This is a genomic window from Streptomyces sp. NPDC086080 (assembly GCF_044540255.1).
Taxonomy (GTDB): Bacteria; Actinomycetota; Actinomycetes; order Streptomycetales; family Streptomycetaceae; genus Streptomyces.
Map to the genome: position 1 here is coordinate 253,145 of NZ_JBITRU010000002.1, position 24,691 is coordinate 277,835.

Sequence of the window (24,691 nt, forward strand, 5' to 3'; positions counted from 1 at the left end):
GGTTCCGTGGGACCCGGGTGTGAACAGTGGGCGACGTTCCGGGGCGTTAGGGTCGACGCCATGGCCGACACCCCGCTTGACCTCACGCTGGACGCCGCGCGCCTGACCGCGCAGCTCGTCGACTTCCCCTCCGAGAGCGGCACCGAGAAGCCGCTCGCGGACGCGATCGAGTCCGCGCTGCGCGCCCTGCCGCACCTCACGGTCGACCGGTACGGCAACAACGTCGTGGCCCGCACCCGGCTGGGGCGCGCGGAGCGGGTGATCCTCGCCGGCCACATCGACACGGTCCCGATCGCGGACAACGTCCCTTCCCGGCTCGACGCCGACGGCACCCTGTGGGGCTGCGGCACCTGCGACATGAAGGCGGGCGTGGCCGTCCAGCTGCGGCTCGCGGCCACCGTCCCCGCCCCGAACCGCGATCTGACCTACGTGTTCTACGACAACGAGGAGGTCGCCGCCGACCTCAACGGCCTGAAGCATGTGGCCGAGGCGCGTCCCGAGTGGCTGGAGGGCGACTTCGCGGTGCTGCTGGAGCCCTCCGACGGCCAGGTGGAGGGCGGCTGCCAGGGCACGCTGCGCGTGCTGCTGAAGACCACCGGCGAGCGCGCCCACTCCGCGCGCGGCTGGATGGGCTCCAACGCGATCCACTCCGCCGCCCCGATCCTCGCCCGCCTGGCCGCCTACGAGCCGCGCTACCCGCTGATCGACGGCCTGGAGTACCGCGAGGGGCTGAACGCGGTCGGCATCTCCGGCGGGGTGGCCGGCAACGTCATCCCCGACGAGTGCGTCGTCACCGTGAACTTCCGTTATGCCCCGGACCGTACGGAGGACGAGGCGCTGGCCCATGTCCGTGAGGTCTTCGCGGACTGCGGTGTGGCGGAGTTCGTCGTCGACGACCACAGCGGCGCGGCACGTCCCGGCCTCTCCCACCCGGCCGCGGCGGCCTTCATCGAGGCGGTGGGCGGCACCCCGCAGCCCAAATACGGCTGGACCGACGTCTCCCGCTTCTCCTCGCTGGGCATCCCGGCGGTCAACTACGGCCCCGGGAACCCGCACCTGGCCCACAAGCGGGACGAGCGCGTGGACACCGCGAAGATCCTCGTGGCGGAGGAGCGCCTGCGGTCCTGGCTGACCGCGTGAGCGGCCACGGGCGCCGAGGCGTTTGGAACGCTCTCGCGTGGACATGCTGACGTCCCCCGTACGTAACCCGCGGAGATCTACGCTGAGGCGGTACGACCTGGCACATGGAGGGAGCGCACATGGCTACCGGCAACCCGGAGGGTAAGCAGCAGCCACCGGACGAGCGGAGACTGGGTCCGGTCCTCCGACGGAGGGGACAGGTGCAGGCGAGCACCACCGACCAGCGGCTGCTGGACGGGCGCGCCCCCTCCGACTGGGTCCATACGGACCCGTGGCGGGTGCTGCGCATCCAGGCGGAGTTCATCGAGGGCTTCGGTACGCTGGCCGAACTCCCGCCCGCCATCAGTGTCTTCGGCTCGGCACGCACACCGGTGGACTCGCCGGAGTACGACGCCGGGGTGCGGCTCGGCCGGGGCCTGGTCAAAGCGGGCTTCGCGGTGATCACCGGCGGTGGCCCCGGGGCCATGGAGGCGGCGAACAAGGGCGCGCTCGAGGCGGACGGCATGTCGATCGGCCTCGGCATCGAACTGCCCTTTGAGCAAGGGCTGAACCGCTACGTCGACATCGGCCTGAACTTCCGCTACTTCTTCGTCCGCAAGCTGATGTTCGTGAAGTACGCGCAGGGCTTCGTGGCCCTGCCCGGCGGTCTCGGCACGCTCGACGAGCTCTTCGAGGCCCTGACCCTCGTCCAGACCCAGAAGGTCACCCAGTTCCCCATCGTCCTGTTCGGCACGGACTACTGGGGCGGCCTGGTCGACTGGCTCCGCAATTCGGTCATCGCCCAGGGCAAGGCGGCGGAGAAGGACCTCATGCTCTTCCACGTCACGGACGACGTGGAGGAAGCAGTGGCCCTGGTCTCGAAGGAAGCGGGCCGCTAAAGGCTCCAGAGCCTTTTGCACGGCGCCTGCCCCACCCCCCCCATACGGTGCCTTCCCCACCCCCGAGCCGGGCGGCGGGTGGGCAAAGGCCCGGGGGCCCGGGGGCAGCGCCCCCGGGACGGGACGGGAAGGGGCGGCGGGGGCGAAACAAACCCAACCCCCCACCCGCCCCACACCCACCCACACCCCCACCCCCACCCCCACCCAAGACCTTGCCCCCAGCGGACGCGCCCCGGCCTGCTACGCCAGCCCCCGCCGCCCCACAGCCGGCTCCCGCTCCCCGGCGATCGCCGACACCATGTCCAGCACCTGCCGGGTCTCGGCGACCTCATGCACCCGGTACACCCGCGCCCCCAACCACGCCGACACCGCCGTCGTGGCGAGCGTCCCCACGACCCGCTCCTTGACCGGCCGGTCCAACGTCTCCCCCACGAAGTCCTTGTTGGACAGCGACACCAGCACCGGCCACCCCGTGGCCACCATCTCGCCCAGCCGCCGCGTCGCCTCAAGACTGTGCCGCGTGTTCTTCCCGAAGTCGTGCCCCGGATCGATCATCACCGACTCCCGCGGCACCCCCAGGGACACCGCCCGCTCCGCCAGCCCCACGGTCACGTCGAGGATGTCGGCCATGACGTCGTCGTACGACACCCGGTGCGGCCGGGTGCGCGGCTGCGAGCCGCCCGCGTGGGTGCACACCAGCCCCGCCCCGTACCGCGCGGCGACCTCCGCGAGCCGCGGATCGACCCCGCCCCACGCGTCGTTCAGTACGTCCGCGCCGGCCTCGCACGCGGCCTCGCCGACCTCGTGGCGCCATGTGTCCACGCTGATCACCACGTCCGGGAAGCGCCGCCGCACCTCGGCGACGAAGCCGACCGTCCGCCGTACCTCCTCCTCGGCGGTGACCTCCTCGCCCGGACCGGCCTTCACCCCGCCGATGTCGATGATCGCCGCGCCCTCGGCCACGGCCTGCTCCACCCGCGTGAGCGCCGGCTCGTCGTGGAACGTGGCGCCCTGGTCGTAGAAGGAGTCCGGGGTCCGGTTCACGATCGCCATGATCACCCGCTCGTGCGGTGCGAATTCCCGCCTGCCCAGCCTGAGCATCCCCTGTGACCTCTCCTCTTCCGTCCGTCCGGGCCGTCTCCGTCCGCCCGGCGGCCCCGGGTGTCAGACTCGCATGGCACGATCGGAGCCACACATCCGACTCCGACCCGCATGCGATGCACGCACTCCGACTCCTCGACCCACTCCTACTCCTCGACTCACTCCGACTCATCCGACCGTGGGGGCCCCGGCGATGGTTATGTTCCTGTTCCTGGTCGTCGCGCTCGCCGTCGTGGTGGCCGCGGTGACCCTGGCCGTGGTGGGCGGCGGCGACAAGGGCCCGCTGCCCGAGGCCGGGCCCGAGCGCCTGGTGGACCATCTCCCGCCGGACCGCCCGGTCAGCCGCGCGGACGTGGACGGTTTGCGCTTCCCGCTCGCCGCCCGCGGCTACCGCATGGCCGACGTGGACGACGCCCTCGGCCGTCTGGGAGCCGAACTCGCCGAGCGCGACGCCCGGATCGCCGACCTGGAGTCCGCGCTGGCCGGTGCCCGCGCCGCCGCGGCGCACCTGTCCATGGACAAGCCCGTGCCGCACCGCGAGGACGAGCGGCCGTGACCGGCGCGGCAGCCGCCCCCACGGGCGAGGACGGCCTCCCGCGCTGCCCCTGGGCGCTGTCCACACCGGACTATGTGACGTACCACGACGAGGAGTGGGGCCGGCCGGTCCACGGGGACGACGCCCTCTTCGAGCGGCTCAGCCTGGAGGCTTTCCAGTCCGGCCTGTCCTGGCTCACCATCCTGCGCCGCCGCCCCGGCTTCCGCGCCGCCTTCGCCGACTTCGAGATCGCCAAGGTCGCGGAGTTCACCGACACCGACCGCGAGCGCCTGCTGGCCGACGCGGGCATCATCCGCAACCGCGCCAAGATCGACGCGACGCTCGCCAACGCGCGCCTGCTGGCCACGTGGGAGCCCGGTGACCTGGACACCCTGATCTGGTCCCACGCTCCCGACCCGGACGGCCGCCCGGCACCGAGGTCCCTCAGCGATGTCCCGGCGGTGACGCCCGAGTCGACGGCCCTGTCCAAGGAACTGAAGAAGCGCGGCGTGCGCTTCGTCGGCCCGACCACGGCGTACGCCCTGATGCAGGCGTGCGGACTGGTCGACGACCACCTGGAAACCTGCGCGATGAGAAGCACCCCTTAAGGGGCGCGGGGAACTGCGCGCGCGCCCGGCCACGACGCACCCGCGGTTCCCGTCGGCCCCCGGTCCCGGGGGGCTCAGCGCGGTCCGAGGGGCGCGGGGAACTGCGCGCCCGGCCACGACGCACCCGCAGTTCCCGTCGGCCCCCGGTCCCGGAGGGCTCAGCGCGGTCCGAGGGGCGCGGGGAACTGCGCGCCCGGCCACAACCGGCCCGCAGCCTCGGACGGCGCCGCGACCCGGGGCTCAGCGGCCCAGGTACGTCGGCTTCTCCTTGTTGACGAACGCCCGCACCGCGATCGCGTGGTCCTCCGAGGAGCCCGCCCGGGTCTGGAGCTCGTCCTCCTTCTCCAGGGCCTCCTCCAGCGAGTGGCTCAGCCCGTACGCCACGGACTCCTTCAGCGCCGCGTACGCCACCGTCGGCCCGTCGGCCAGCGCGCGGGCCACCTTCTCCGCCTCCGCCCGGAGCTCCGCCGCCGGCACCAGCCGGTTCGCGATGCCCAGTTCGTACGCCTCCTGTGCGGAGATGTTGCGCGGGAAGAGCAGCAGGTCGGTGGCGCGCCCGGGGCCGACCACGCGCGGCAGCGTCCAGGAGATCCCGGAGTCCGCGGTCAGCGCGACCCCGGCGAACGAGGTGTTGAACGCCGCCGTGTCCGCGACGATCCGGTAGTCCGCGGCCAGCGCGAAACCGAAGCCTGCGCCCGCCGCGACCCCGTTCACCGCCGCGACCACGGGCTTCGCGGCCCCGGCGATCGCCTTCACGATCGGGTTGTAGTGCTCGCGCACGGTGCTCATGGTCTGCCCCGACCCGGTCTCCCGGTCCTCGATCAGCAGTCCGATGTGCTCCTTGAGGTCCTGCCCGACGCAGAACGCCCGGTCACCGGCCGCCGTGAGCAGCACGGCCCGTACGGCGTGGTCCTCCGCGGCGGACCGGACCGCGTCCCGGAGGGCGACCTTCGCCGCGACGTTGAGCGCGTTCATCGCCTCGGGGCGGTTCAGCGTGATCGTCGCGAGTCCGTCGCTCACCTCGTAGAGCACGGTGTCGGCCATGGTGTGTCCCTCCGTGTGCGGCTCGGGACGTACCGGTGAGTACGTCCTCGTCTGCAGGACAGCATGACGGAGATCACCGGCATGGGAGCGGGCCCTCCGTGTGACCTGCGTCAAACCGTTCCCGTCCGTTTCCGGACGCCGGAACTGTGTGCGGTGGCGCAGTATCGCAGTCACATCGCCGAATTGAGTGGTTTTGCTCGCGCGCGTTGCCCAAGCGATGCCGACTGATGTTGGTCATAGGGTGCTGCGATGCGGGATAATGGCCTGGAAGCAATGTGTTCGATGCCGGTGGCGTGTGTCCTGCTTCAAGGACCGCAGGTGCCCTTCAGTGGGCCGTCGGCTCAGACGGTTTAGCTGGGTTTCAGGAAGGGGAACGAGCATGGCGGCCATGAAGCCGCGGACGGGTGATGGCCCGCTCGAGGTGACCAAGGAGGGGCGGGGCATCGTCATGCGCGTTCCGCTCGAAGGCGGCGGTCGGCTCGTCGTCGAGCTGACTCCGGATGAGGCCGACGCGCTCGGCGACGCACTCAAGAAGGTCGTCGGCTGACGCGCAAGCGACCATACCCTTTCAGCCGCCCCGGTGCCGCACACGGTGCCGGGGCGGCTGTTTGCGTACGAGCGAAGGGTGTCCACCGGCGCGGGGCGCGGTGCTACGGGAAGTGGCCGGTCCTGTTCTCCGGTCCCCCGTTCCCGTTCCCGTTCCTGGTCCCGCTCCCGGTGACGGTCACGGTCGCCGGGTCACCGTTTCACGACGCAGAGCAGCCCGTCTCCCACCGGCAGCAGCGACGACACCAGCTCCTGGCTCTCCCGGACGGCCCGCACCAGCTCGCGCAGCCGCAGCACTTCCGAGGGCTGCGGACCGGAGTCGACCGTGCGTCCGTTCGCGAAGACACCTTCGAAGGCGACCAGGCCTCCGGGGCGCAGCAGGCGCAACGATTCAGCGAGATAGTCCTGGTATTCGACGCGGTCGCCGTCGCAGAACACGAGGTCGTACCCGGCGTCCGCGAGCCGGGGCAGCACGTCCAGCGCGCGGCCCGGGATGAAGCGGGCCCGGTTCCCGGCGAAACCGGCGTCGCGGAACGCCTGGCGGGCGGACTGCTGGTGCTCCGGCTCCTGGTCGACCGTGGTCAGGACCCCGTCCGGCCGCATACCGTGCAGCAGATGGATCCCGGAGACTCCGCAGCCGGTGCCGATCTCCGCGACCGCTTTGGCGTCCACGGTGGCGGCGAGCAACCGCAGGGCCGCGCCCGTGCCGGGTGACACCGAGCGCAGGCCTGCCTGGCGGGCCCGGTCGCGGGCCCAGTGCAGCGCCTCCTCCTCGGCGACATAGGCGTCGGCGAACGCCCAGCTCGTCTGCCGGTTGGCGGTAATGACCCTCTCCTGTCCCCGTGGTTGCCTGGGCGTGACTGTATCCGTTGGCGTCGGGAACCTGCTGATGGGACCGGTCGTTTAAAGAGGGTGAGCAGGTGGTGTGTGCCGTGACCGGGGGGTAGGGAGTGGACGGGGACGCCGAGCAAGTGCTGACGCAGCCGTACGAGCCGTGGCAGCTCAGATCAAATTCTCGTAAAACCGCTTATCCGGAGCTAACGGGCGAGGTGGCTATGGTAGGGGCTCCACTGGACACCACCAGAGCCGACAGGGGAGGTGCGGCTGCACCTGTGGATCGCGGAGGAGTGCTGCGGCGCATCCTCGGATCGGCGGGCAGGCCGAAATCCGTGAACGACACCGCTGCTGACCATCACCGCGCCGGCGACCCGGCCCAGACCGCGACCTTCTCCGGCGACGCGGACGGGCAGGCGTGGACTCCGCCCAGCTGGGAGGAGATCGTCAGCATGCACAGCGGCCGGGTCTACCGGCTCGCCTACCGCCTCACCGGCAACCAGCACGACGCCGAGGACCTCACCCAGGAGGTCTTCGTCCGCGTCTTCCGCTCCCTGTCGACGTACACGCCCGGCACCTTCGAGGGCTGGCTGCACCGCATCACCACCAACCTCTTCCTGGACATGGTCCGCCGCAAGCAGCGGATCCGCTTCGACGCGCTCGGCGACGACGCGGCCGAGCGACTGCCCAGCAAGGAGCCCACGCCCCAGCAGGTGTTCAACGACGCCCACTTCGACGCGGACGTCCAGCAGGCCCTCGACACCCTCGCCCCCGAGTTCCGCGCCGCCGTCGTGCTGTGCGACATCGAAGGGCTGTCGTACGAGGAGATCGCGGCCACCCTGGGCGTCAAGCTCGGCACCGTCCGCTCGCGGATCCACCGCGGCCGTTCCCAGCTGCGCAAGGCCCTCGCGCACCGCTCGCCCAAGGCGCGAGCGGAGCGTCGTCCCTTGGTGCAGCGTGTTCCCGCACTGGGAGGAGGGGGCGCGAGCGCGTGAGCGGTTCACAGCCGAAGTCCTTCGAGGGACACCTCGCAGAGGAGCATCTGGGAGACCGACTCTCCGCCCTGGTGGACGGTGAGCTCGGTCATGACGCGCGTGAGCGCGTACTGGCGCATGTCGCGACCTGCGCGAAGTGCAAGGCGGAGGTGGACGCGCAGCGCCGTCTGAAGAACGTCTTCGCGGAGGTGGCCCCGCCGCCGCCCTCCGAGAGCTTCCTGGCCCGCCTCCAGGGGCTACCGGCCGGAGGCGACCTCGGCGACGGCGGGTCGCCGCTGGGTGGCGGCGGGCTGCCGGGCGGCGCGTCCGGGCGGTTCGGCTCCTCCGGGGCCTTCGGGCCCAGGCGCGGCGAGCGCTTCGAGTTCGCCTACACGCCCGTCCGGCGGCACGAACCGGCGGCGGGCGGCCAGCTCCTCGGCCCGCACGCTTCCGGCCGCCACGAGATCGACCGGCCCTCCTCGCGCGGACTGCGGTTCGCCTTCGTCGCCGCCGGGGCGGTGTCGCTGGCGGCGATCGCGCTGGGCGGGGTCACCGCGAGCGGGCCCGTCGACACGGCGGCGCGCGGCTCGGGCAAGGGCAGCAATGTGACGCCGGTGCGGACGCAGGGCGCGGGCGCGGCCACGACGCCGTCCGAGACGCGTCGCAGGGGCGTCGGGCCACTGCTGGGCCACATGACGGGCCAGGGCGCGCCGGGGGGCACCTCCGTGGCCCCGACCGTGGCCTCGGCGCCGCTGCTGCCCGGCATTCCGCAAGCCGCTCAAGGCGGTGCGACGGCGGTGTCCCCGCTGATACGCCCGCCGGGCGGCACGCCGCCGCTCACACCGGCCGCCTGGGCCGCGGTGTCCGCAGGGCTCAGGGCCCCCGGAGCCGTCACCGCCGGTGCGACACCGACCCCCACGCCCACCCTCACCTCCCGCACGGCCCGCTGACCGTCCACTGCGCAGGGGCGCGCGAACCTGGTTGAATTCCTGGTGGCGCGCCCAGGCCCTCGCGGCCGGGCGCCGAGCCAGTGTCCAGCTGTGGGGAGAGCATGAACAAGGGGAAGCCGGACCCTTCGGGGAATGAGCCGACCGGGCCTCCGGAGACACCCGACGGGGACTTCGAACTGGCCCGCCCGACCGGGGCGCCTGCCACCACCGGCACCCACGACGGCGACTACGAACTCGACCGGCCCCTGAACACCGGGAGCACCCCGCCGGGGCGCCCGGCTACGGCCCCGGTTCCTGAGGCGCCGGCGCCCCCCGAGCGGCGCGGTGCCCCTGCCGCTCCCGCGTCCTCGGACAAGGGGACGGACACACCCGTGGACGCGGCGCCCCGGTCGGCCATGCCCGCCACCGGGCCCGCCCCGGGCAACCCCGAGGGGCCTGCGGCGGCGGCCCCTGTCGCCGAGTTCGCTGGTTCTGAGGCCGGTGGTTCGGGCGGTTCGTCCGCCGTGGTGTCGGGCGGGGCGGGGTCCGGGGGGCCCGCGGAACCGGCCGCCTCCGCGCCCGGGGGCCGCGTTCCGGTACCTGCCCCGGGCCGCCCCGAGGGGCCTGCGGCGGCGGCCCCTGTCGTCGTGCCCGCTGGTTCTGAGGCCGAGGGCTCGGTCGGATCGTCCGTCGTGGTGTCGGGCGGGGCCGGGTCCGGGGGGCCTGCGGCGCCTGTCGCTTCCGCGACCGGGGTTCACGACCCCGGTGGCCCGGCCGCTGAGGGGATCGTGCCCGGTGCTCCTGTCGCCGCGGCCCCAGCCGTCGGCGAGCAACGCCGACCGGGTGTCGCCGGGGCCGGTGAGGTCGCCGGGCAGGGTGACGAAGCCGGTTCCGGGTGGGCGCGGCCGTTGCACGACCCCGACCCGTACAGCACTCCGCCGTACGGTGAGCCGGGGCCCTGGGCCCCCGCGCCGCCCGTGCAGCACCCGGCGGGTACTCCGGCGCACGGTGTGATGGCTGCCGTGCCCGCACCGGCCGGGGCGGGGCATCCGGCGGATGCGCCGGGGCACGGGGCGGCGGAGAGCCCCGCGTCGCCCCCGGTCGCGGACACCGCCCCGGCCGTCCCCGCCCAGGGGCACCCGGGCCCGACGACGCAGTCCCCGCCCGCCGATCCCTGGGGCCGCTACGACCCCTGGGCGGCGGCAGCGGCGGGTGCGCCGTTGCAGCGGGCCGAGCCCGTCCTGATGGACCGTGAGCAGCGCCGCAGGCGTGCCCGGCGGGCGATCGTCGGGGGCGCGCTGTTGCTCGCGCTCGTCTCCGGCGGTGTCGGTGGGATCGTCGGCGGTTATCTGGAGCGCAACGGCGGCCTGGGAACCGTGGAACTGCCGCAGGCCGCCGAGGAGGACGCCGCCCGCGACCCGGACAGCATCGCCGGAATCGCCGCACAGGCACTGCCCAGCGTCGTCACCCTGCACGTCAGCGGCGGCGGAGCGGCCGGCACCGGCACCGGCTTCGTGCTCGACGAGCGCGGCCACATCCTCACCAACGACCACGTCGTCGGGCCCGCCGGGGACGACGGCGAGATCACCGTCACCTTCCACAGCGGCGACACCGCCGAGGCCACCGTCGTGGGCCGGGACAGCGGCTATGACCTCGCCGTCGTGAAGGTCAAGGGCGTCCGCGGCCTCGCCCCGCTGCCCCTCGGGAACTCCGACAACGTGCGCGTCGGCGACCCCGTCGTCGCCATCGGCGCCCCCTTCGACCTGGCCGGCACGGTCACCGCCGGCATCATCAGCGCCCGGGAGCGGCCCATCACCGCCGGCGGCGAGAACGGCGACGGGACCGACGTGTCGTACGTCGACGCTCTGCAGACCGACGCGCCGATCAACCCCGGCAACTCCGGCGGCCCCCTCCTCGACGCCCAGGGCAGGGTGATCGGCATCAACTCGGCCATTCGCTCCGCCGGTGGCGCCGACCCGGACGGTGGTCAGGCCGGTTCCATAGGGCTCGGCTTCGCCATCCCGGTCAACCAGGGCAAGCGCGTAGCCGAGGAGCTGATCAACACGGGGAAGGCGACCCACCCCGTGATCGGCATCACCCTCGACATGGACTACGGCGGCGACGGCGCCCGCGTGGCAGCCAAGGGCCACGACGGCGGACCCCCCGTCAGCACCGGCGGCCCCGGAGCCAGGGCCGGCATCAAGGCCGGTGACGTCATCACGGAGGTCGACGGCCGACGCGTCCACTCGGGGGAGGAACTCATCGTCAAGACCCGTGCCCACCGCCCGGGCGACCGGCTGGAGCTCACCCTGGAACGCGACGGCGAGGAGCGGAAGGTGTCGCTGGTGCTCGGCTCCTCGGACGGCGGCTGAGCGGCACATCGACGTCCGGGACGGTACCGGCCGCGGGGGATGGCCGGGTACCGTGGATCCGGCCCGGACCACGGAGGACCACAGGCGGCCGGCACCGAGGGCCGAGGACCGAAGGCATCGCGAGGAGCTTCAGGTGTTCAATGACATAGGACCGCTCGAGCTGGTGACGCTCATCGTCCTCGCCGTGCTTGTCTTCGGTCCGGACAAGCTCCCCAAGGTCATCCAGGACGTGACCCGTACGATCCGGAAGATCCGGGACTTCTCGGACAGCGCCAAGCAGGACATCCGGCAGGAGCTCGGCCCCGAGTTCAAGGACTTCGAGTTCGAGGACCTCAACCCCAAGACGTTCATCCGCAAGCAGCTGGACAACGAGGACCTGGGGCTGAAGGAGATCCGTAACGGCTTCGACCTGAAGAAGGAGATGGCCGAGGTCACGGACGCCGTCCACGGCCGCGACACGGACGCCGCCACGCCCTCCTCGTCCGGCTCCTCCGGTGGCCGCGTGGACATGAGCAAGAAGCCGGAGCGTCCGGCGGCCGACGACCGTCCGCCCTTCGACATGGACGCCACCTGAGCGGGGTGGCACGAAGGGCGCACGCCCCGCGCACGTGACGCGTCTCATACTCCACCCGGGCTGTGCACGGCCCGATCCGGCCCTTCGTGCGGCCCATGCGCCGGGCGGTTTCCCGGCCCATGGCCGTGGGGTGGCTATGCTGCCGAAGTTGTTGTGCGGAGCGGAGAGTACGCCCGAAGGGGGGCGGGCCGCCGGTCCGACGAGAGCGAGGAGGCGTCCGGGCACATGGAGACGACGAGTTCGGCAGTCGCGCAGGCGCCGGCCGCGGAGGACGGACAATACGTCCCCTCCGCCCGGCGTACGGTCGACGACTACCTGCGTGCGCCCTTCCCCTGGTACGGCCTCGACGAGGCCTTCACGGGCCGGCGCTGGCTGATGCAGGTCGGACTGGCGGCCGACGGCGCCGTCGAGCACGGATCGGTCGGGCACGGTGACGAGCCCTCGGTGCGCAGCGAGGTCGCCTCCGGCGGTGACCAGGAGGCCAAGGAGAAGTTCGCGGTGGTGGTGACCGTGGCCGCCAACCCGGTCCGTCGCAGCGCCGACGGCACCGGTCTGCTGGAGGCCACCTCGGTCTCCTCCGCCGCCTGGCTCGCCGGAGTGGGGCTGCTGTCCTTCACCTGGCCCGGCCAGATGGACCACTCCCTGCGCGACGACTGGCTGGAACAGCAGACGGAGACGGCCTGGGCCCTGGCCGACGATCTGGAGGGCGAGGACTGGTCGACGCTGTCCCTGCCCGTGGACGGGGTGCCCACGCCGTTCCACTACCGGGAGTCCGAGTTCGGCTGGGTGCTCGCCGGTTCCACACAGGCGGGCGTGCACGTGGGAGCGTACGGCAGAGGGATGAGCGCGTACGGTCTCGGCTTCGCCGTGGTCAAGGACATCGCCGCGTACGACGGCTGACGCCTACGCCGGCTGATGCCTACGCCGGCTGATGCCTACGCCGGCTGACGCCTACGACGGCTGGCGCGTACGAGAGTGACGCGTACGACGGCTGACGTCTACGACGGCTGACGTCTACGCCGGCTGACGCCTACGCGGGCTGGCGTCTACGACGGCTGGCGCGTACGAGAGTGACGCGTACGACGCCTGTGCCGACCGTCGGCCGGGCCGTACACGGTGATCCGGGCGCGTACGCGAGAAGGGCGCCGTCCTCGCGGACGGCGCCCTTCTCGCGCGCTCTGCCTCAGAACCTCGGCGTGCACCGCCTCAGCACTCAGAACTTGTTGCGCGGGGTGATCCCCAGGGACATGCCCGACAGGCCCCGCTGCCGGCCGCCCAGCTTGCCGGCGATCGAGCGGAGCGCCGAGCCGGCGGGGGAGTCCGGGTCGGACAGCACCACGGGCATGCCCTCGTCGCCGCCCTCGCGCAGCCGGACGTCGATCGGGATCGCGCCGAGTACCGGAACGGTCGTACCGGTGGTCCGGGTCAGACCGTCGGCGACCGACTGGCCGCCGCCCGTGCCGAAGACGTCGACCATCTCGTCGCAGTGCGGACACGGCAGGCCCGACATGTTCTCCACCACCCCGACGATCTTCTGATGCGTCTGCACGGCGATGGAACCGGCCCGCTCGGCCACCTCCGCCGCCGCCTGCTGGGGCGTGGTGACGACCAGGATCTCGGCGTTCGGCACCAGCTGGGCCACGGAGATCGCGATGTCACCGGTGCCGGGCGGCAGGTCGAGCAGCAGCACGTCCAGGTCGCCCCAGTACACGTCCGCGAGGAACTGCTGGAGCGCGCGGTGCAGCATCGGGCCGCGCCACACCACGGGCGCGTTGCCCGGGGTGAACATGCCGATGGAGATGACCTTCACGCCGTGCGCCGACGGCGGCATGATCATGTTCTCGACCTGGGTGGGACGCCCGTCGGCCCCCAGCATGCGCGGCACGGAGTGGCCGTAGATGTCGGCGTCCACGACACCGACCTTCAGCCCGTCGGCCGCCATCGCCGCCGCCAGGTTCACCGTCACCGACGACTTGCCGACGCCGCCCTTGCCGGACGCGACCGCGTACACCCGGGTCAGACTGCCCGGCTTCGCGAACGGCACCTCGCGCTCGGCCTGGCCGCCGCGCAGGGCGTTAGCCAGCTCCTTGCGCTGCTCGTCGCTCATGACGTCCAGCGTCACCTCGACCCGGGTGACACCGTCGACCCCCGAGACCGCGTCCGTCACGCGCTGAGTGATGGTGTCCCGCATGGGGCAGCCGGAGACCGTCAGGTACACGGTGACGGCGACCGCCCCGTCCGCACCGATCTCCACCGATTTGACCATGCCGAGTTCGGTGATGGGCCGGTTGATCTCGGGGTCGTTCACCGTCGCCAGTGCTTCACGCACCGCGTCTTCCGTAGCCATAGGACGATGGTACGGCGCCGGGTGCACCCGCCGGTAAGGGCGTCAGCGGTCTTCTGCGTCACGTCCCGGTGGCCCTTCCGCCCGCATGGCCGGATAGGGGCCGTGGTGCTCCTTGTGTCCGTTCTGCCGGATCTCCAGGTCCTTGACCATGTCCTGGAGCTCCGAGCGGATCCAGTCCCGGGTGGCCACCTCGCCGAGCCCGATCCGCAGGGCGGCGATCTCCCGGGTCAGATACTCGGTGTCCGCGATCGACCGCTCGTTCTGTTTGCGGTCCTGCTCCAGGTTGACCCGGTCGCGGTCGTCCTGCCTGTTCTGCGCGAGCAGGATCAGCGGGGCCGCGTAGGAGGCCTGGAGGGACAGCATCAGGGTCAGGAAGATGAACGGGTACTCGTCGAAGCGCAGCTCCTTCGGCGCGAACACGTTCCACAGCACCCACAGGATGATGACGAACGTCATCCAGACGATGAACCGCCCGGTGCCCAGGAACCGCGCCACGCTCTCCGACAGCCGCCCGAAGGCCTCCGGGTCCCACTCGGGCAGGAGCCGGCGCCGGGGCGGGCGCGGCTGGTCCAGACGGGGCGTGCGCGGCCGCCCCGCCGCCGTGGCACCCGCCGGCAGCCGCTCGCGCACGCCGTCGCGCTCAGCCGCCATCGGACGCCACCTCCTCGTCCAGGTGGAACTCGGTCTCCCGCCAGTCCTCGGGCAGCATGTGGTCCAGTACGTCGTCCACCGTCACCGCGCCCAGCAGCGAGCCCGCCTCGTCGACCACGGGCGCCGCCACCATGTCGTACGTGGCGAAGAACCCGGCGACCACGGGCAGCGCCGCGTCCGGGTCCAGGGTCTGCAGATCCTCGTCCAGCATCGAGCCGACCAGCGTGTACGGGGGATCGCGCAGCAGCCGCTGGAAGTGCACCGTGCCCAGGTACTTGCCGGTGGGCGTCTCCTCGGGCGGGCGGCAGACGTAGATCTGCGCGGCGTGCGCGGGGGAGAGGTCGGGTTCACGGATGCGGGCGAGGGCGTCCGCGACGGTGGCGTCGGGCCGCAGCACGATCGGCTCGGTCGTCATCAGACCGCCCGCCGTGTGCTCCTCGTACGACATCAGGCGCCGCATGTCGGCCGCGTCGGACGGCTTCATCAGGCCCAGCAGCCGCTCTTGGTCCTCCTCCGGCAGCTCGGCGAGCAGGTCGGCCGCGTCATCGGGGTCCATGGCCTCCAGGACGTCGGCGGCGCGCTCCTCCTTCAGCTTGCCGAGGATCTCGATCTGGTCGTCCTCGGGCAGCTCCTCCAGGACGTCCGCGAGCCGGTCGACGTCGAGGGCGGCGGCGACCTCCGCCCGCCGTTTGGGGGAGAGGTGGTGCAGGACGTTGGCGAGGTCGGCGGGGCGCAGCTGCTCGAAGGTGGCGAGCAGGTTCTCGGCGCCCTGCCCCTGCTCCTCCAGGGAGAAGCCGGTCACCGCGGACCACTCCACGGTCAGCGCCTCGCCCTTGCTGCGGCGGAACGCGCCGCCCTTCTTCCCCTTGCGGACGAAGACCCGGTCGATCTCCCACTCGCGCCGGGCCGGCAGCTGATGCACCGACAGATCGAGGACGGTGACCTCCTCGTCGGTCTCCACCAGCGTCACCCGCCGGTCGAGGAGTTCCCCGAAGACCAGCCGCTCGGTGGGCCGCTGCTCGAAGCGCCGTACGTTGAGCACGCCGGTGGTGATGACCTGGCCGGACTGCACGGCCGTCACCCGGGTCATGGGCAGGAAGATGCGGCGGCGGGTGGAGAGTTCGACCACCAGGCCGAGCAGTCTCGGCGGGCGCCGGCCGGGCCGCAGGATGACGACCAGATCGCGCACACGCCCCACCTGGTCGCCGGCCGGGTCGAAGACCGCGACACCGGAGACATGTGAGACGAAGAACCGGGGGGCACCCGCTGCCATGGCGGCGGCTCCTTTGCGTGCGGGGTCTTTCGTTGCTGTGTGCTGCCTGCGTCCGTGGTCCGGATGGCCCGCTCGGGTGGGCTTCAGGCTAGCCCGTCCCGTTCGGCCGTGCGCTCAGGGCCGGTCCGGACGGACTGGCTCCGCCCGGCCCTCACGGCCCCGGTACCCTGCGGTACGCCGTTCAGGTCCCCCGTAAGAGAGGCAGCCCGCCTGTGATGTCGATCTCCCAGGGCCGTTCCCGCAGGGCCACGCTGGCCGGCGCCGTGTGCGCACTGCTTGTCTCGGGGACGGTGCTCACGGGATGTTCCGAGGATCCGAACGAGGGCACCAACGGTGTCGGCCGGCTGCCCGCCGACCAGATCCAGAGCAGAGCGCAGAAGGCCGCGGCGTCGGTCGGCGCGGTGCGGCTGCACGGGACCGTGGTCACCAGCGGACGCACGTACACGCTCGACATGCGGTTGAAGGAGAAGGGCGGCATCGGCTCGGTCACGACCGACGGGGTGACCTTTCGTCTGCTGCGGGTCGACGACGAGCTCTACCTGAAGGCCGACGCGGGGTTCTGGGGACAGGGGCCGGACGAGGACGAGGGCCAGGGGGACGGAGGGGACGACGGCAAGGGCGACGGCACGACGGACGCGGCGGCGGCCGACAAGCTCGCCTCGAAGTATGTGAAGGTGCCGCAGGGCGATCCGTCGTACAAGAAGTTCATCGGCTTCACCGATAAGGGTGTGCTGCTCAGTGGTCTGCTGACCCTGCACGGCGAGCTGGCCACCGACGGCCACCACGAGCAGGCCGGTGTACGCACCATCCGCGTCACCGGCGACGAGGGTTCCGGCGGCACCCTGGACGTCTCGCTCGAGGGTAAGCCGTACCCCCTGCGCATGGTGCGGGCCGGCCGGGCGGGCACCCTCACCTTCTCGGCCTGGGGCACCGACTTCCCCCTGCAGCAGCCCGCCAAGGACGACACCCTGGACTACGGCAAGAAGCTCCCGACGTCCTAGGCGCTGTCGTCGGTTGCCGACTCCCCGGCTCCCGGCTTCGGCCGAGCGGGCACCCCCCTCGCGCGTCGCCGCCCTCCTCCGCCTTGCGGACAGCGGCGCCAGACCCCGATCACCCGGGCTCCCGGGCACGGCACCGCCGGTCTGCTCCGGCTCGCTCCGCCGGACAGGCCCTAGCGCCGCTTCCTTCCCAGCAGCAGCCTGGGGAGCCCCGCCGGGGCCGGCTGCCGGGTGGTCGCGGGGGTGGGCAGGGGCGCTTCGGCCAGGGAACCCCCGGGGAGGGGCGAGGTCGCCCCCGTCGGCTCCAGCCGCAGCACCCGGCACTCGCGGGCCCAGCGCTCGGGCATCACCTCGCCGTCGGGCGCGTTGAGCCGCTTGCCCTTGAGCTCGGCGACCGTCGCCGTCCACACCTGGGAGCCCGGCGCCGCTTCCACGACCGTCGCGCTCCAGGAGACCAGCCGGCCGCCCTTGTCCTTGCTGCGCACCGTCACCTCGGCCGGGCCGCCGTCGGCGAGTCCCGGCAGCGGCTGTTCCCCGGGCCCGTCGCCGACCACGCACGCGGCACCCTCGTGCCACACATGCCACAGCGCGCGGGCCGGCCCGCCGGACCCCTTGACCCAGATGAGGCCGGACTTCTTCGTGGCCTCCTCGATGAGGGCCCGCTCGAGCAGCTCGCTTGTCATGGGGCCAGCCTATCCAGGGGCTCCGCGGGCCCTCACGCGTTCAGAGCCAGCCGTTGCGCTTCAGCGTCCGGTGGATGCCCAGACAGATGGCCACCGTGACACTGAGGATCACCGGATAGCCGTACTTCCAGTGGGTCTCCGGCATGTAGTCGAAGTTCATCCCGTACACCCCGCACACCATCGTCGGCACGGCGATGATCGCGGCCCACGAGGTGATCTTCCGCATGTCCTCGTTCTGCGCCACGGAGGCCTGGGCGAGGTTGGCCTGGAGAATGGAGTTCAGTAGTTCGTCGAAGCCGGTGACCTGCTCCTGCACGCGCGCCACATGGTCGGCGACATCCCGGAAGTACTTCTGGATCTCCGGGTCGACCAGCCGCATCGGACGCTCGCTCAGCAGCAGCATCGGCCGCAGCAGGGGTGCCACGGCGCGCTTGAACTCCAGGACCTCGCGCTTGAGTTGGTAGATCTCCCCGGCGTCCGTGCCGCGTGGGGTGCCCTTGCGGCCCGGCGAGAACACCTTGGTCTCGACCTCGTCGATGTCGTCCTGCATCGCGTCGGCGACCGCGATGTAGCCGTCCACCACGTGGTCGGCGATGGCGTGCAGCACGGCCGAGGGACCCTTGGCCAGCAGTTCGGGGTCGTCCTGCAGACGGTGCCGCAGGGCCCGCAGGGAGCCCTGTCCGCCGTGCCGGACGGTGATGAAGAAGTCCCGGCCGGTGAAGCACATCACCTCACCGGTCTCGACGACCTCACTGCTGCCGGAGAGCCGCTCGTGGTCGAGGTAGTGGACGGTCTTGAAGACCGTGAAGAGCGAATCGTCGTAGCGCTCCAGCTTGGGCCGCTGGTGGGCCTGGACGGCGTCCTCCACGGCCAGTGGGTGCAGCCCGAACTCCCGGGCGATACCTGAGAATTCGGCTTCGGTCGGCTCATGCATCCCGATCCACACGAAGCCCCCGTCGCGACGCACCAGCCGCATCGCCTCCTGGGGTGTGAGCTGGTCGCCCCCGGTCTCCAGGCGGCGGCCGTCACGGTAGACGGCGCAGTCGACGACGGCGGTGGTCGTCGCGGGGTCACGGGTGGGGTCGTACGGGCCGCCCTCCTTGCGCAGCGAGATGCGGGACGAGGGACGGACCACGGCGCGCAGGTCGCGGATCATCGACATGGCGGGCTCCTTCGCGGGCAGGCAACGAAAGGCGCCGGAACGACGGGTGGAACAACCCGGAATGAGGACGTCCTGGACTGCGCGTGTTTGGCACGTCCACAAAGCGGGGAGCACCGCACCGTCGCGGTGGCGGGATTCGTCGCTGATTCAGCTACTGGGGCAGATCAGACAGAACGAAACGACGTGCTCTTCCGATGAAGACGCGCGAGGGCGAAAGGCAGCCGGACAGGGAACAGCTACATCAACGGGCGGAAGAGCGGGTGATACTGCACGGTCGACTTCGGTCCATGCCAGCCCCACCTCCTCCGGCCGGTCCCTCGTGAGGGACGATCCACGATCCCCTGGGGGATTTCCCCGCGAGTGGGGAGAGTCGTACAGGCGTTCGGGACTTGATCGGGACGCTTCAGCGTGCTGCCCGAAACCACCGGCTCAGCGTATCAGCCGGCCGTCGTGTCAAGGCTCTGCTTTGCCCGGTGCTGACGAGTTCTATGCTCGCCGCATGGCTGATGTTCTTCCTCTGGTCGAGGCCCGGCTGCGTACGGCGCTCGGCGAACCGGACGCCCGCGCGGCGGTCACGTTCCTCGGCACGGACCGCATCGAGGTGCTCCGCTTCCACGAGGGCGACATCGTGCGCTACGCCACCCTCGGCATGTCCGCGCGGCCCATGACCGACCCCACGGCGGCGCTCGCGGACCCGGTGAAGGGGCCGCGTGCCGAGCTGGTGCTGTCCGTGCGGGCCGGCGCCGCGGACACCGGCAAGGTGCTCCGCCCGCTCGCCGTGCTGGCCGCGTCCCCGCAGGTCGAGGGGGTGGTCGTGGCCCCCGGCGCCTCGCTCGACGTGGGCGAACCGCTGTGGCCCGGCGCTCCGTTCACCTCGGTGCTGGTCGCGGAGCCCGGCGGTCTGGTGGAGGACCTGGAGCTCGACGAGCCCCTGGACCCCGTACGGTTCCTGCCGCTGCTGCCGATGACTCCGAACGAGGCGGCGTGGAAGCGGGTGCACGGCGCCCAGGCCCTCCAGGAGCGCTGGCTGAACCAGGGCACGGATCTGCGGGACCCGTCCCGTGCATCCGTGCCGCTGGAGTGAGCAAGGTCACCAACATCCGCCGGACGCACGTCACTTGGCGGTGGAGCCCACCTCGTTCCGGACGGCGTGCCGAGGCCCGGGCTCCTCGGTGGTGATGTGTGCACGGCAGGCCGGCAGGGCGGGCGATGCGTCGTCCGTCCACGCGCTTCTCCCGCGGCCCGTTCGGTCCGGACGGGTGATCGTCCTTGACGTGGCGCGGCAGAGCTAGGACCGTGGGGGTCTATGAGGGGCGAACCCAGTTGCCCGAAGTGCGGTGGCCGGGTCAGGGCTCCCGGCCTCTTCTCGGATGCCTGGCAGTGCGACGCGCACGGCACCGTGCACCCGATGCAGCCCGTGATACCGCCGAGTGTCGAGGCCCTCGACGTCGTCGTCCACCGGACGAAGGTGCCGGTGTGGATGCCGTGGCCGCTCCCGGTGGGCTGGCTGTTCACCGGGGTGGCCTCCGCGGGCGACGACCGCAGCGGGGGCCGGGCGACCGCCGTCGCGTGCACCGGCCCCGGACCGCTCGGCGGTATGGGTGAGCTGATCCTGGTCGCCGAGGAGCTCGGCGTCGGCCTCGGCGCGCGGTACGCGGGCACCGACGGACCCGACCCGGGGCCTTACATGAACGTGGAGAAGCCGCCCGAGGCCAAGGTGCTGGCCGCCGGCCGTCCGACCCCGCTCTGGCACGTCTCCGGGACACCCGGCGACCGTGCCGTGTTCGCGGGCGAGGCGCTCGGCATGTGGCTGTGGGCGGTGGTGTGGCCGGAGCAGTCCGGGCTGCTGATGTACGACGAGCTGGTCCTCACCGACCTGCGGGACGCCGGGGCCGAGGTGGAGCTGGTGCCGTGCGGGGCGCTCTCGCCGCGACTGCTGGAGGCATAGGAGGCTTGAGGCGCGTAGAAGGCGCCGGGTGGTCCAGTAGGGGGTGCACTGCCGTTTCGGGTGTGACAGAGGACGGTGGAGATCCGGTTATCCTGGAGCGTCCCCGTCCGTCCGTCAGCGCTTGGAGTACCGCGTCGTGCGTATCGATCTGCACACCCACTCCACCGCGTCCGACGGTACGGACACTCCGGCCGAGCTGGTGCGCAAGGCCGCCGCCGCCGGTCTCGACGTCGTCGCGCTGACCGACCACGACACCACCCGCGGGCACGCCGAGGCGCTGTCCGCGCTGCCGGCGGGTCTCACCCTGGTCACCGGCGCCGAGCTCTCCTGCCGGCTCGACGGCACCGGCATGCACCTGCTGGCCTATCTCTTCGACCCCGAGGAGCCCGCGCTGCTCGCCGAGCGCGAGCTGGTCCGGGACGACCGGGTGCCCCGGGCCAAGGGCATGATCGCCAAGCTGAACGCGCTGGGCGTCCCGGTCACCTGGGAACAGGTGGCGCGGATCGCCGGCGACGGCTCGGTGGGGCGCCCGCACGTGGCCTCCGCGCTCGTCGAACTGGGCGTGGTGCCGACGGTGGGCGACGCCTTCACCCAGGAATGGCTCGCCGATGGCGGACGGGCGTACGTGGAGAAGCACGAGACCGACCCCTTCGAGGCCCTGCGGCTGGTCAAGGGCGCGGGCGGCGTCGCGGTCCTCGCGCACCCCGCCGCGAGCAAGCGCGGCCGGACCGTACCCCAGTCCGCGATCGCCGCGCTGGCCGAGGCCGGACTCGACGGCATCGAGGTCGACCACATGGACCACGAACCGGACACCCGGGCGCGACTGCGCGGCCTGGCGAAGGAACTGGGACTCCTGGTCACCGGGTCCAGCGACTACCACGGCAGCCGCAAGACCTGCGTCCTCGGCGAGTTCACGACGGATCCCGAGGTGTACGGCGAGATCACGCGCCGCGCGACCGGGGCGTTCCCGGTGCCGGGGGCCGGCGGGGTCTGAGACCCGCCCTCCAGGCCGGACACCTTCCGTACGCCCGCTCCGCGGTGCGTACGCCCGTCTCTTCCCCGTGTACGCGCGTGTGCCGCCGCGTACCTCCTCGTACGGCATCGCGGGTCCGCCCCGTGCGTTCCGCGTGTGCCCGCACGCCCTCATCGGTTCTTCAGCAAGGCAGTCATGTTCGACGTCGCCGTCTTCGGCTCTCTCTTCCTGACCCTGTTCGTCATCATGGATCCCCCCGGGATCACCCCGATCTTCCTCGCGCTGACCGCGGGCCGGCCCGCCAAGGTGCAGAAGCGGATGGCCTTCCAGGCCGTCTGCGTGGCCGGTGGCGTGATCACCATCTTCGGCCTGCTCGGCCATCAGATCCTCGCCTACCTGCATGTGTCGGTGCCCGCGCTGATGATCGCGGGTGGGCTGCTTCTGCTGCTGATCGCGCTCGACCTGCTCACCGGCAAGACCGACGAACCCCAGCAGACCAAGGACGTCAACGTCGCGCTGGTCCCGCTGGGGATGCCGCTGCTGGCGGGGCCGGGCGCGATCGTCTCGGTCATCCTGGCCGTGCAGAAGGCCGACGGTGTGCCCGGGCAGGTCTCGGTGTGGTCGGCGATCCTCGCCATCCATGTGGTGCTGTGGCTGGTGATGCGCTACTCGCTGCTGATCATCCGGGTGATCAGGGACGGCGGGGTGGTCCTGGTGACGCGTCTGGCCGGCATGATGCTCTCCGCGATCGCCGTGCAGCAGATCATCAACGGCGTCACCCAGGTGATCCGGGGCGGCTGACCGGACCCTCGCGGACGCGTGGAGCCCCCGTACCGAGGCGGTACGGGGGCTCCACGGCATGGGGGGCACCGGGTCCGGCCGGGGTGGCCGGTGTCCAGGCGGGACGGGTGTTATGAGGCCGGTGAGTCGGCCGGGCGGATCCACAGACGCTGTCCGATGGCGGCGGCCTGCTGCACGATGCGGTTGACGGAGGCGGCGTCCACGACGGTCGAGTCCACAGGTGTGCCGTCGATGTCGTCGAGTCGCATGATCTCGAAGCGCAAAGGCTTCTCCCTTCGTCTGGTCATCCTCCTGAAGGAGAACTACTGGGTGGGCGGCCTACGGGCCACTCGGGCCCATGTTTCCGGGCCCATGTTTCCTGAAGGGTTCAACGGGGTGAGCGGTGTAAACATTCCCTACGCTAAGGAAAATTTTCGAATGGCTAAGTACTGAGCGGTCGACGGTTTCGAAGTGGACCGACCGGGACCAGTTGTGTTCGAAGCGTGACCACCGGGACAATGGACGTGATGAACGAAGACCTCGCGGCCCTGCACGCCCGTATCGACCGCACGAACGAACTGCTTCAGCGCATGCTCGCCGAGGTGGCGAAGACGCCCTCGACCCATGCGATCTTCGTCGACGCCGGGTATCTGTACGCCGCCGCGGGGCGGCTCGTGACCGGCACGGAGGACCGCCGGGCCTTCGACCTCGACGCCGAGGGGCTCATCGACGCGCTCATCGACCGGGCCCGCACCATCTTCGCCGACAGCAGACTGCTCCGCGTCTACTGGTACGACGGGGCCCGGCGCCGCATCCACACCGCCGAGCAGCAGACCATCGCCGAACTCCCCGACGTCAAGGTCCGTCTCGGCAACCTCAACGCCAACAACCAGCAGAAGGGCGTCGACTCCCTGATCCGCACCGATCTGGAGTCACTGGCCCGGCACCGCGCCATCAGCGACGCGGCCCTGCTCGGCGGCGACGAGGACCTCGTCTCGGCGGTCGAGGCGGCACAGGGGTACGGCGCGCGGGTCCACCTCTGGGGCATCGAGGCCCCTGAGGGCCGCAACCAGGCCGAGCCGCTGCTCTGGGAGGTCGACAGCCAGCGCACGCTCGACCTGGACTTCTTCAAGCCGTACGTCTCCCGCCGCACGGCACTCGCGTACGAGGGCACCACCGGGCGGCCCACCCGTGAGGACGTCCGTTTCGTCGGCGCGCAGATCGCCGCGAAGTGGCTGGTCGCCCGCGGCCGGGAAACCATGGTGGAACTGCTCCCCGGCCACCCCTATCTGCCCGGATCCGTCGACCAGGACCTGCTGGTGGAGGCGGAGGGGCTGCTCCAGTACTCCCTGCGTGGCCAGGCGGACCTGCGCCGCGCCCTGCGCGACGGTTTCTGGGACCACCTTCAGGCGCAGTACTAGGAGTGCGCGGCGTCCCAGAAACGGGCGAGGGCGTCGGCGGTCGGTGCGGGGCGGTCGACGGCGGGTGAGTGCTCGGCCCCGTCCACGACGGTGCGGTGCGCCCCCAGCCGCCGGGCCATCTCGTCGAGGTCCGGGACCGGCCAGGTGTCGTCGCGCTCGCCCGACAGGACGTGGAACGGCAGTGGCACGGCGGCCAGTTCGGCGACACGGTCCGGTTCGGCACACAACTGACGTCCGGTAGCCAGAAGTTGCGCGGGGCTGGTGCCCAGCCAGCGGCTCCGCAGCCACTCCTGGCCGCCGGGGCCGCGGGCCGGTCCGCCCACCTCCTCCGGCGGTCCCATGGCCAGGATCGCCTCCCAGCACTCCGCCATCGACATCACCGCGAGCGCGTCCCGCAGCAGCCTCACCCGCTGTTCCTGGGAGACGGAGATCCGCGCGGGCCCGGAGGAGACGAGCGTGAGCGAGCGGAAGGGGGAGTGGTCGACAAGGACGGCGGCGCGGGCGATCTGGCCGCCCAGCGAGTGGCCGACCAGATGCACCGGCGAACCGAGCGCGTCCGCCTGCGCCAGTACGTCCCACGCCAACTCCTCCTGGGCGTAGGCGGATTCGTCGTCCGCGGGTCCGTCCGACTGGTACTGACCCCGCCCGTCCACGGCGACCGTGCGGTACCCGCGCGCGGCAAGCGGTGCGTGCACCGGCGCGAAGTCCTCCTTGCTGCCGGTGTACCCCGGCAGCAGCAGCACGGTTCCCCGCGCCGTGACTCCGGCGGCCGGTGGCACGTCCACGACGGCGAACTCACCGCGAGTGGTACGGAGCCGACGGGCGTGGGCGCCGGAGGGCAGGGCGGAGGCGGAGTCGCTGATCACGTGGGTGAGGGTAGCGGGTGCGGACAGACCGACGGCCCGGTCCCACGGGTGGGG

Annotated in this window: 26 protein-coding genes; 16 read left to right on the plus strand and 10 right to left on the minus strand. The window is 71.9% G+C overall.

Going from position 1 to position 24,691, the window contains the following annotated elements; translation table 11 throughout:
- Nucleotides 1-60: 60 nt before the first annotated feature.
- The gene (dapE, locus tag ACIF9R_RS03220; RefSeq protein ID WP_399973556.1) at nucleotides 61-1,140 is read left to right on the plus strand and encodes a succinyl-diaminopimelate desuccinylase; all 1,080 of its coding nucleotides are present in this window, start codon (nucleotides 61-63) and stop codon (nucleotides 1,138-1,140) included.
- A gap of 119 nt (nucleotides 1,141-1,259) precedes the next feature.
- On the plus strand, nucleotides 1,260-2,018 hold the full coding sequence (locus ACIF9R_RS03225) for a TIGR00730 family Rossman fold protein (RefSeq protein ID WP_399973559.1): 759 nt from the start codon (nucleotides 1,260-1,262) through the stop codon (nucleotides 2,016-2,018).
- Nucleotides 2,019-2,258: 240 nt separating this feature from the next.
- Here the strand turns inward: ACIF9R_RS03225 and folP are convergent, their stop codons facing one another.
- Nucleotides 2,259-3,119, minus strand: coding sequence for a dihydropteroate synthase (gene folP / locus ACIF9R_RS03230; RefSeq protein ID WP_399973562.1), 861 nt, complete (start codon nucleotides 3,117-3,119; stop codon nucleotides 2,259-2,261).
- A 193-nt stretch (nucleotides 3,120-3,312) separates the two neighbouring features.
- Between folP and ACIF9R_RS03235 the strand changes: the two genes are divergently transcribed.
- Entirely contained in the window at nucleotides 3,313-3,675 is a 363-nt protein-coding gene (locus ACIF9R_RS03235; protein ID WP_399973565.1) for a DivIVA domain-containing protein, read from the plus strand.
- Entirely contained in the window at nucleotides 3,672-4,262 is a 591-nt protein-coding gene (locus ACIF9R_RS03240) for a DNA-3-methyladenine glycosylase I (protein ID WP_399973567.1), read from the plus strand. Before ACIF9R_RS03235 ends, ACIF9R_RS03240 begins: the two co-directional genes overlap by 4 nt.
- 240 nt (nucleotides 4,263-4,502) lie before the next feature.
- Here the strand turns inward: ACIF9R_RS03240 and ACIF9R_RS03245 are convergent, their stop codons facing one another.
- On the minus strand, nucleotides 4,503-5,306 hold the full coding sequence (locus ACIF9R_RS03245; protein ID WP_399973570.1) for an enoyl-CoA hydratase/isomerase family protein: 804 nt from the start codon (nucleotides 5,304-5,306) through the stop codon (nucleotides 4,503-4,505).
- A gap of 379 nt (nucleotides 5,307-5,685) precedes the next feature.
- Between ACIF9R_RS03245 and ACIF9R_RS03250 the strand changes: the two genes are divergently transcribed.
- Nucleotides 5,686-5,853 carry a DUF3117 domain-containing protein gene (locus ACIF9R_RS03250; RefSeq protein WP_003966491.1) on the plus strand — a complete coding sequence of 56 codons (168 nt, stop codon included), beginning with the start codon at nucleotides 5,686-5,688 and terminating at the stop codon, nucleotides 5,851-5,853.
- 191 nt (nucleotides 5,854-6,044) lie between these two features.
- Here ACIF9R_RS03250 and ACIF9R_RS03255 read toward each other — a convergent pair whose 3' ends face one another.
- Nucleotides 6,045-6,743: an O-methyltransferase gene (locus tag ACIF9R_RS03255; protein WP_399973979.1), complete on the minus strand. Its 699-nt coding sequence runs from the start codon at nucleotides 6,741-6,743 to the stop codon at nucleotides 6,045-6,047.
- A 278-nt stretch (nucleotides 6,744-7,021) separates the two neighbouring features.
- Between ACIF9R_RS03255 and sigE the strand changes: the two genes are divergently transcribed.
- The 5 genes from sigE (at nucleotide 7,022) to ACIF9R_RS03280 (ending at nucleotide 12,435) form a co-directional block, all read left to right on the plus strand.
- Complete coding sequence (gene sigE, locus ACIF9R_RS03260; RefSeq protein ID WP_399973981.1) at nucleotides 7,022-7,681, plus strand: RNA polymerase sigma factor SigE; 660 nt, start codon at nucleotides 7,022-7,024, stop codon at nucleotides 7,679-7,681.
- The gene (locus ACIF9R_RS03265; protein WP_399973573.1) at nucleotides 7,678-8,610 is read left to right on the plus strand and encodes an anti-sigma factor family protein; all 933 of its coding nucleotides are present in this window, start codon (nucleotides 7,678-7,680) and stop codon (nucleotides 8,608-8,610) included. Before sigE ends, ACIF9R_RS03265 begins: the two co-directional genes overlap by 4 nt.
- Before the next feature lie 395 nt (nucleotides 8,611-9,005).
- On the plus strand, nucleotides 9,006-10,961 hold the full coding sequence (locus ACIF9R_RS03270; RefSeq protein WP_399973984.1) for a trypsin-like peptidase domain-containing protein: 1,956 nt from the start codon (nucleotides 9,006-9,008) through the stop codon (nucleotides 10,959-10,961).
- 133 nt (nucleotides 10,962-11,094) lie between these two features.
- Nucleotides 11,095-11,535, plus strand: coding sequence for a sec-independent translocase (locus ACIF9R_RS03275; protein ID WP_399973576.1), 441 nt, complete (start codon nucleotides 11,095-11,097; stop codon nucleotides 11,533-11,535).
- A 225-nt stretch (nucleotides 11,536-11,760) separates the two neighbouring features.
- Nucleotides 11,761-12,435: a hypothetical protein gene (locus ACIF9R_RS03280; RefSeq protein WP_399973578.1), complete on the plus strand. Its 675-nt coding sequence runs from the start codon at nucleotides 11,761-11,763 to the stop codon at nucleotides 12,433-12,435.
- A 313-nt stretch (nucleotides 12,436-12,748) separates the two neighbouring features.
- On the opposite strand, the gene ACIF9R_RS03285 is transcribed toward ACIF9R_RS03280, so the two are convergent.
- From ACIF9R_RS03285 to ACIF9R_RS03295, 3 genes are read right to left on the minus strand one after another with little or no spacing between them, the layout of a single operon-like run.
- Nucleotides 12,749-13,882: an Mrp/NBP35 family ATP-binding protein gene (locus ACIF9R_RS03285; protein ID WP_399973579.1), complete on the minus strand. Its 1,134-nt coding sequence runs from the start codon at nucleotides 13,880-13,882 to the stop codon at nucleotides 12,749-12,751.
- A gap of 42 nt (nucleotides 13,883-13,924) precedes the next feature.
- Entirely contained in the window at nucleotides 13,925-14,533 is a 609-nt protein-coding gene (locus ACIF9R_RS03290) for a DUF1003 domain-containing protein (protein WP_399973582.1), read from the minus strand.
- Nucleotides 14,523-15,806: a magnesium transporter MgtE N-terminal domain-containing protein gene (locus tag ACIF9R_RS03295; RefSeq protein WP_399973584.1), complete on the minus strand. Its 1,284-nt coding sequence runs from the start codon at nucleotides 15,804-15,806 to the stop codon at nucleotides 14,523-14,525. The genes ACIF9R_RS03290 and ACIF9R_RS03295 overlap by 11 nt, the downstream gene beginning before the upstream one ends.
- A 212-nt stretch (nucleotides 15,807-16,018) precedes the next feature.
- Here ACIF9R_RS03295 and ACIF9R_RS03300 point away from each other — a divergent pair, with 212 nt between their 5' ends.
- Nucleotides 16,019-16,807, plus strand: a complete 789-nt coding sequence (locus ACIF9R_RS03300; protein ID WP_399973586.1) for a hypothetical protein — start codon at nucleotides 16,019-16,021, stop codon at nucleotides 16,805-16,807.
- A 170-nt stretch (nucleotides 16,808-16,977) separates the two neighbouring features.
- On the opposite strand, the gene ACIF9R_RS03305 is transcribed toward ACIF9R_RS03300, so the two are convergent.
- Both ACIF9R_RS03305 and ACIF9R_RS03310 read right to left on the minus strand, forming a co-directional pair.
- A complete protein-coding gene (locus ACIF9R_RS03305; protein ID WP_399973588.1) occupies nucleotides 16,978-17,487 on the minus strand; it encodes a hypothetical protein in 510 nt (169 codons plus the stop codon).
- 40 nt (nucleotides 17,488-17,527) lie between these two features.
- Nucleotides 17,528-18,649, minus strand: coding sequence for a magnesium and cobalt transport protein CorA (locus ACIF9R_RS03310; RefSeq protein WP_399973591.1), 1,122 nt, complete (start codon nucleotides 18,647-18,649; stop codon nucleotides 17,528-17,530).
- Between the two features lie 499 nt (nucleotides 18,650-19,148).
- Between ACIF9R_RS03310 and ACIF9R_RS03315 the strand changes: the two genes are divergently transcribed.
- The 4 genes from ACIF9R_RS03315 to ACIF9R_RS03330 all read left to right on the plus strand — a co-directional run bounded on the left by ACIF9R_RS03315 (nucleotide 19,149) and on the right by ACIF9R_RS03330 (nucleotide 22,371).
- Nucleotides 19,149-19,733, plus strand: coding sequence for a suppressor of fused domain protein (locus tag ACIF9R_RS03315; protein WP_399973593.1), 585 nt, complete (start codon nucleotides 19,149-19,151; stop codon nucleotides 19,731-19,733).
- A gap of 222 nt (nucleotides 19,734-19,955) precedes the next feature.
- Nucleotides 19,956-20,597 (plus strand): DUF6758 family protein, encoded by a 642-nt coding sequence (locus tag ACIF9R_RS03320; RefSeq protein ID WP_399973596.1) that lies wholly within the window; start codon nucleotides 19,956-19,958, stop codon nucleotides 20,595-20,597.
- A gap of 136 nt (nucleotides 20,598-20,733) precedes the next feature.
- Nucleotides 20,734-21,591 (plus strand): PHP domain-containing protein, encoded by an 858-nt coding sequence (locus ACIF9R_RS03325; RefSeq protein WP_399973597.1) that lies wholly within the window; start codon nucleotides 20,734-20,736, stop codon nucleotides 21,589-21,591.
- 174 nt (nucleotides 21,592-21,765) lie between these two features.
- Nucleotides 21,766-22,371, plus strand: a complete 606-nt coding sequence (locus tag ACIF9R_RS03330) for a MarC family protein (RefSeq protein ID WP_399973599.1) — start codon at nucleotides 21,766-21,768, stop codon at nucleotides 22,369-22,371.
- Nucleotides 22,372-22,481: 110 nt separating this feature from the next.
- Here ACIF9R_RS03330 and ACIF9R_RS03335 read toward each other — a convergent pair whose 3' ends face one another.
- Nucleotides 22,482-22,658 (minus strand): hypothetical protein, encoded by a 177-nt coding sequence (locus ACIF9R_RS03335; RefSeq protein ID WP_399974010.1) that lies wholly within the window; start codon nucleotides 22,656-22,658, stop codon nucleotides 22,482-22,484.
- Nucleotides 22,659-22,877: 219 nt separating this feature from the next.
- Here ACIF9R_RS03335 and ACIF9R_RS03340 point away from each other — a divergent pair, with 219 nt between their 5' ends.
- Nucleotides 22,878-23,771, plus strand: a complete 894-nt coding sequence (locus ACIF9R_RS03340) for an NYN domain-containing protein (RefSeq protein ID WP_399973602.1) — start codon at nucleotides 22,878-22,880, stop codon at nucleotides 23,769-23,771.
- On the opposite strand, the gene ACIF9R_RS03345 is transcribed toward ACIF9R_RS03340, so the two are convergent.
- Complete coding sequence (locus ACIF9R_RS03345) at nucleotides 23,768-24,637, minus strand: alpha/beta fold hydrolase (RefSeq protein ID WP_399973604.1); 870 nt, start codon at nucleotides 24,635-24,637, stop codon at nucleotides 23,768-23,770. The two genes, ACIF9R_RS03340 and ACIF9R_RS03345, sit on opposite strands and share 4 nt — an antisense overlap.
- Nucleotides 24,638-24,691: the final 54 nt, after the last annotated feature.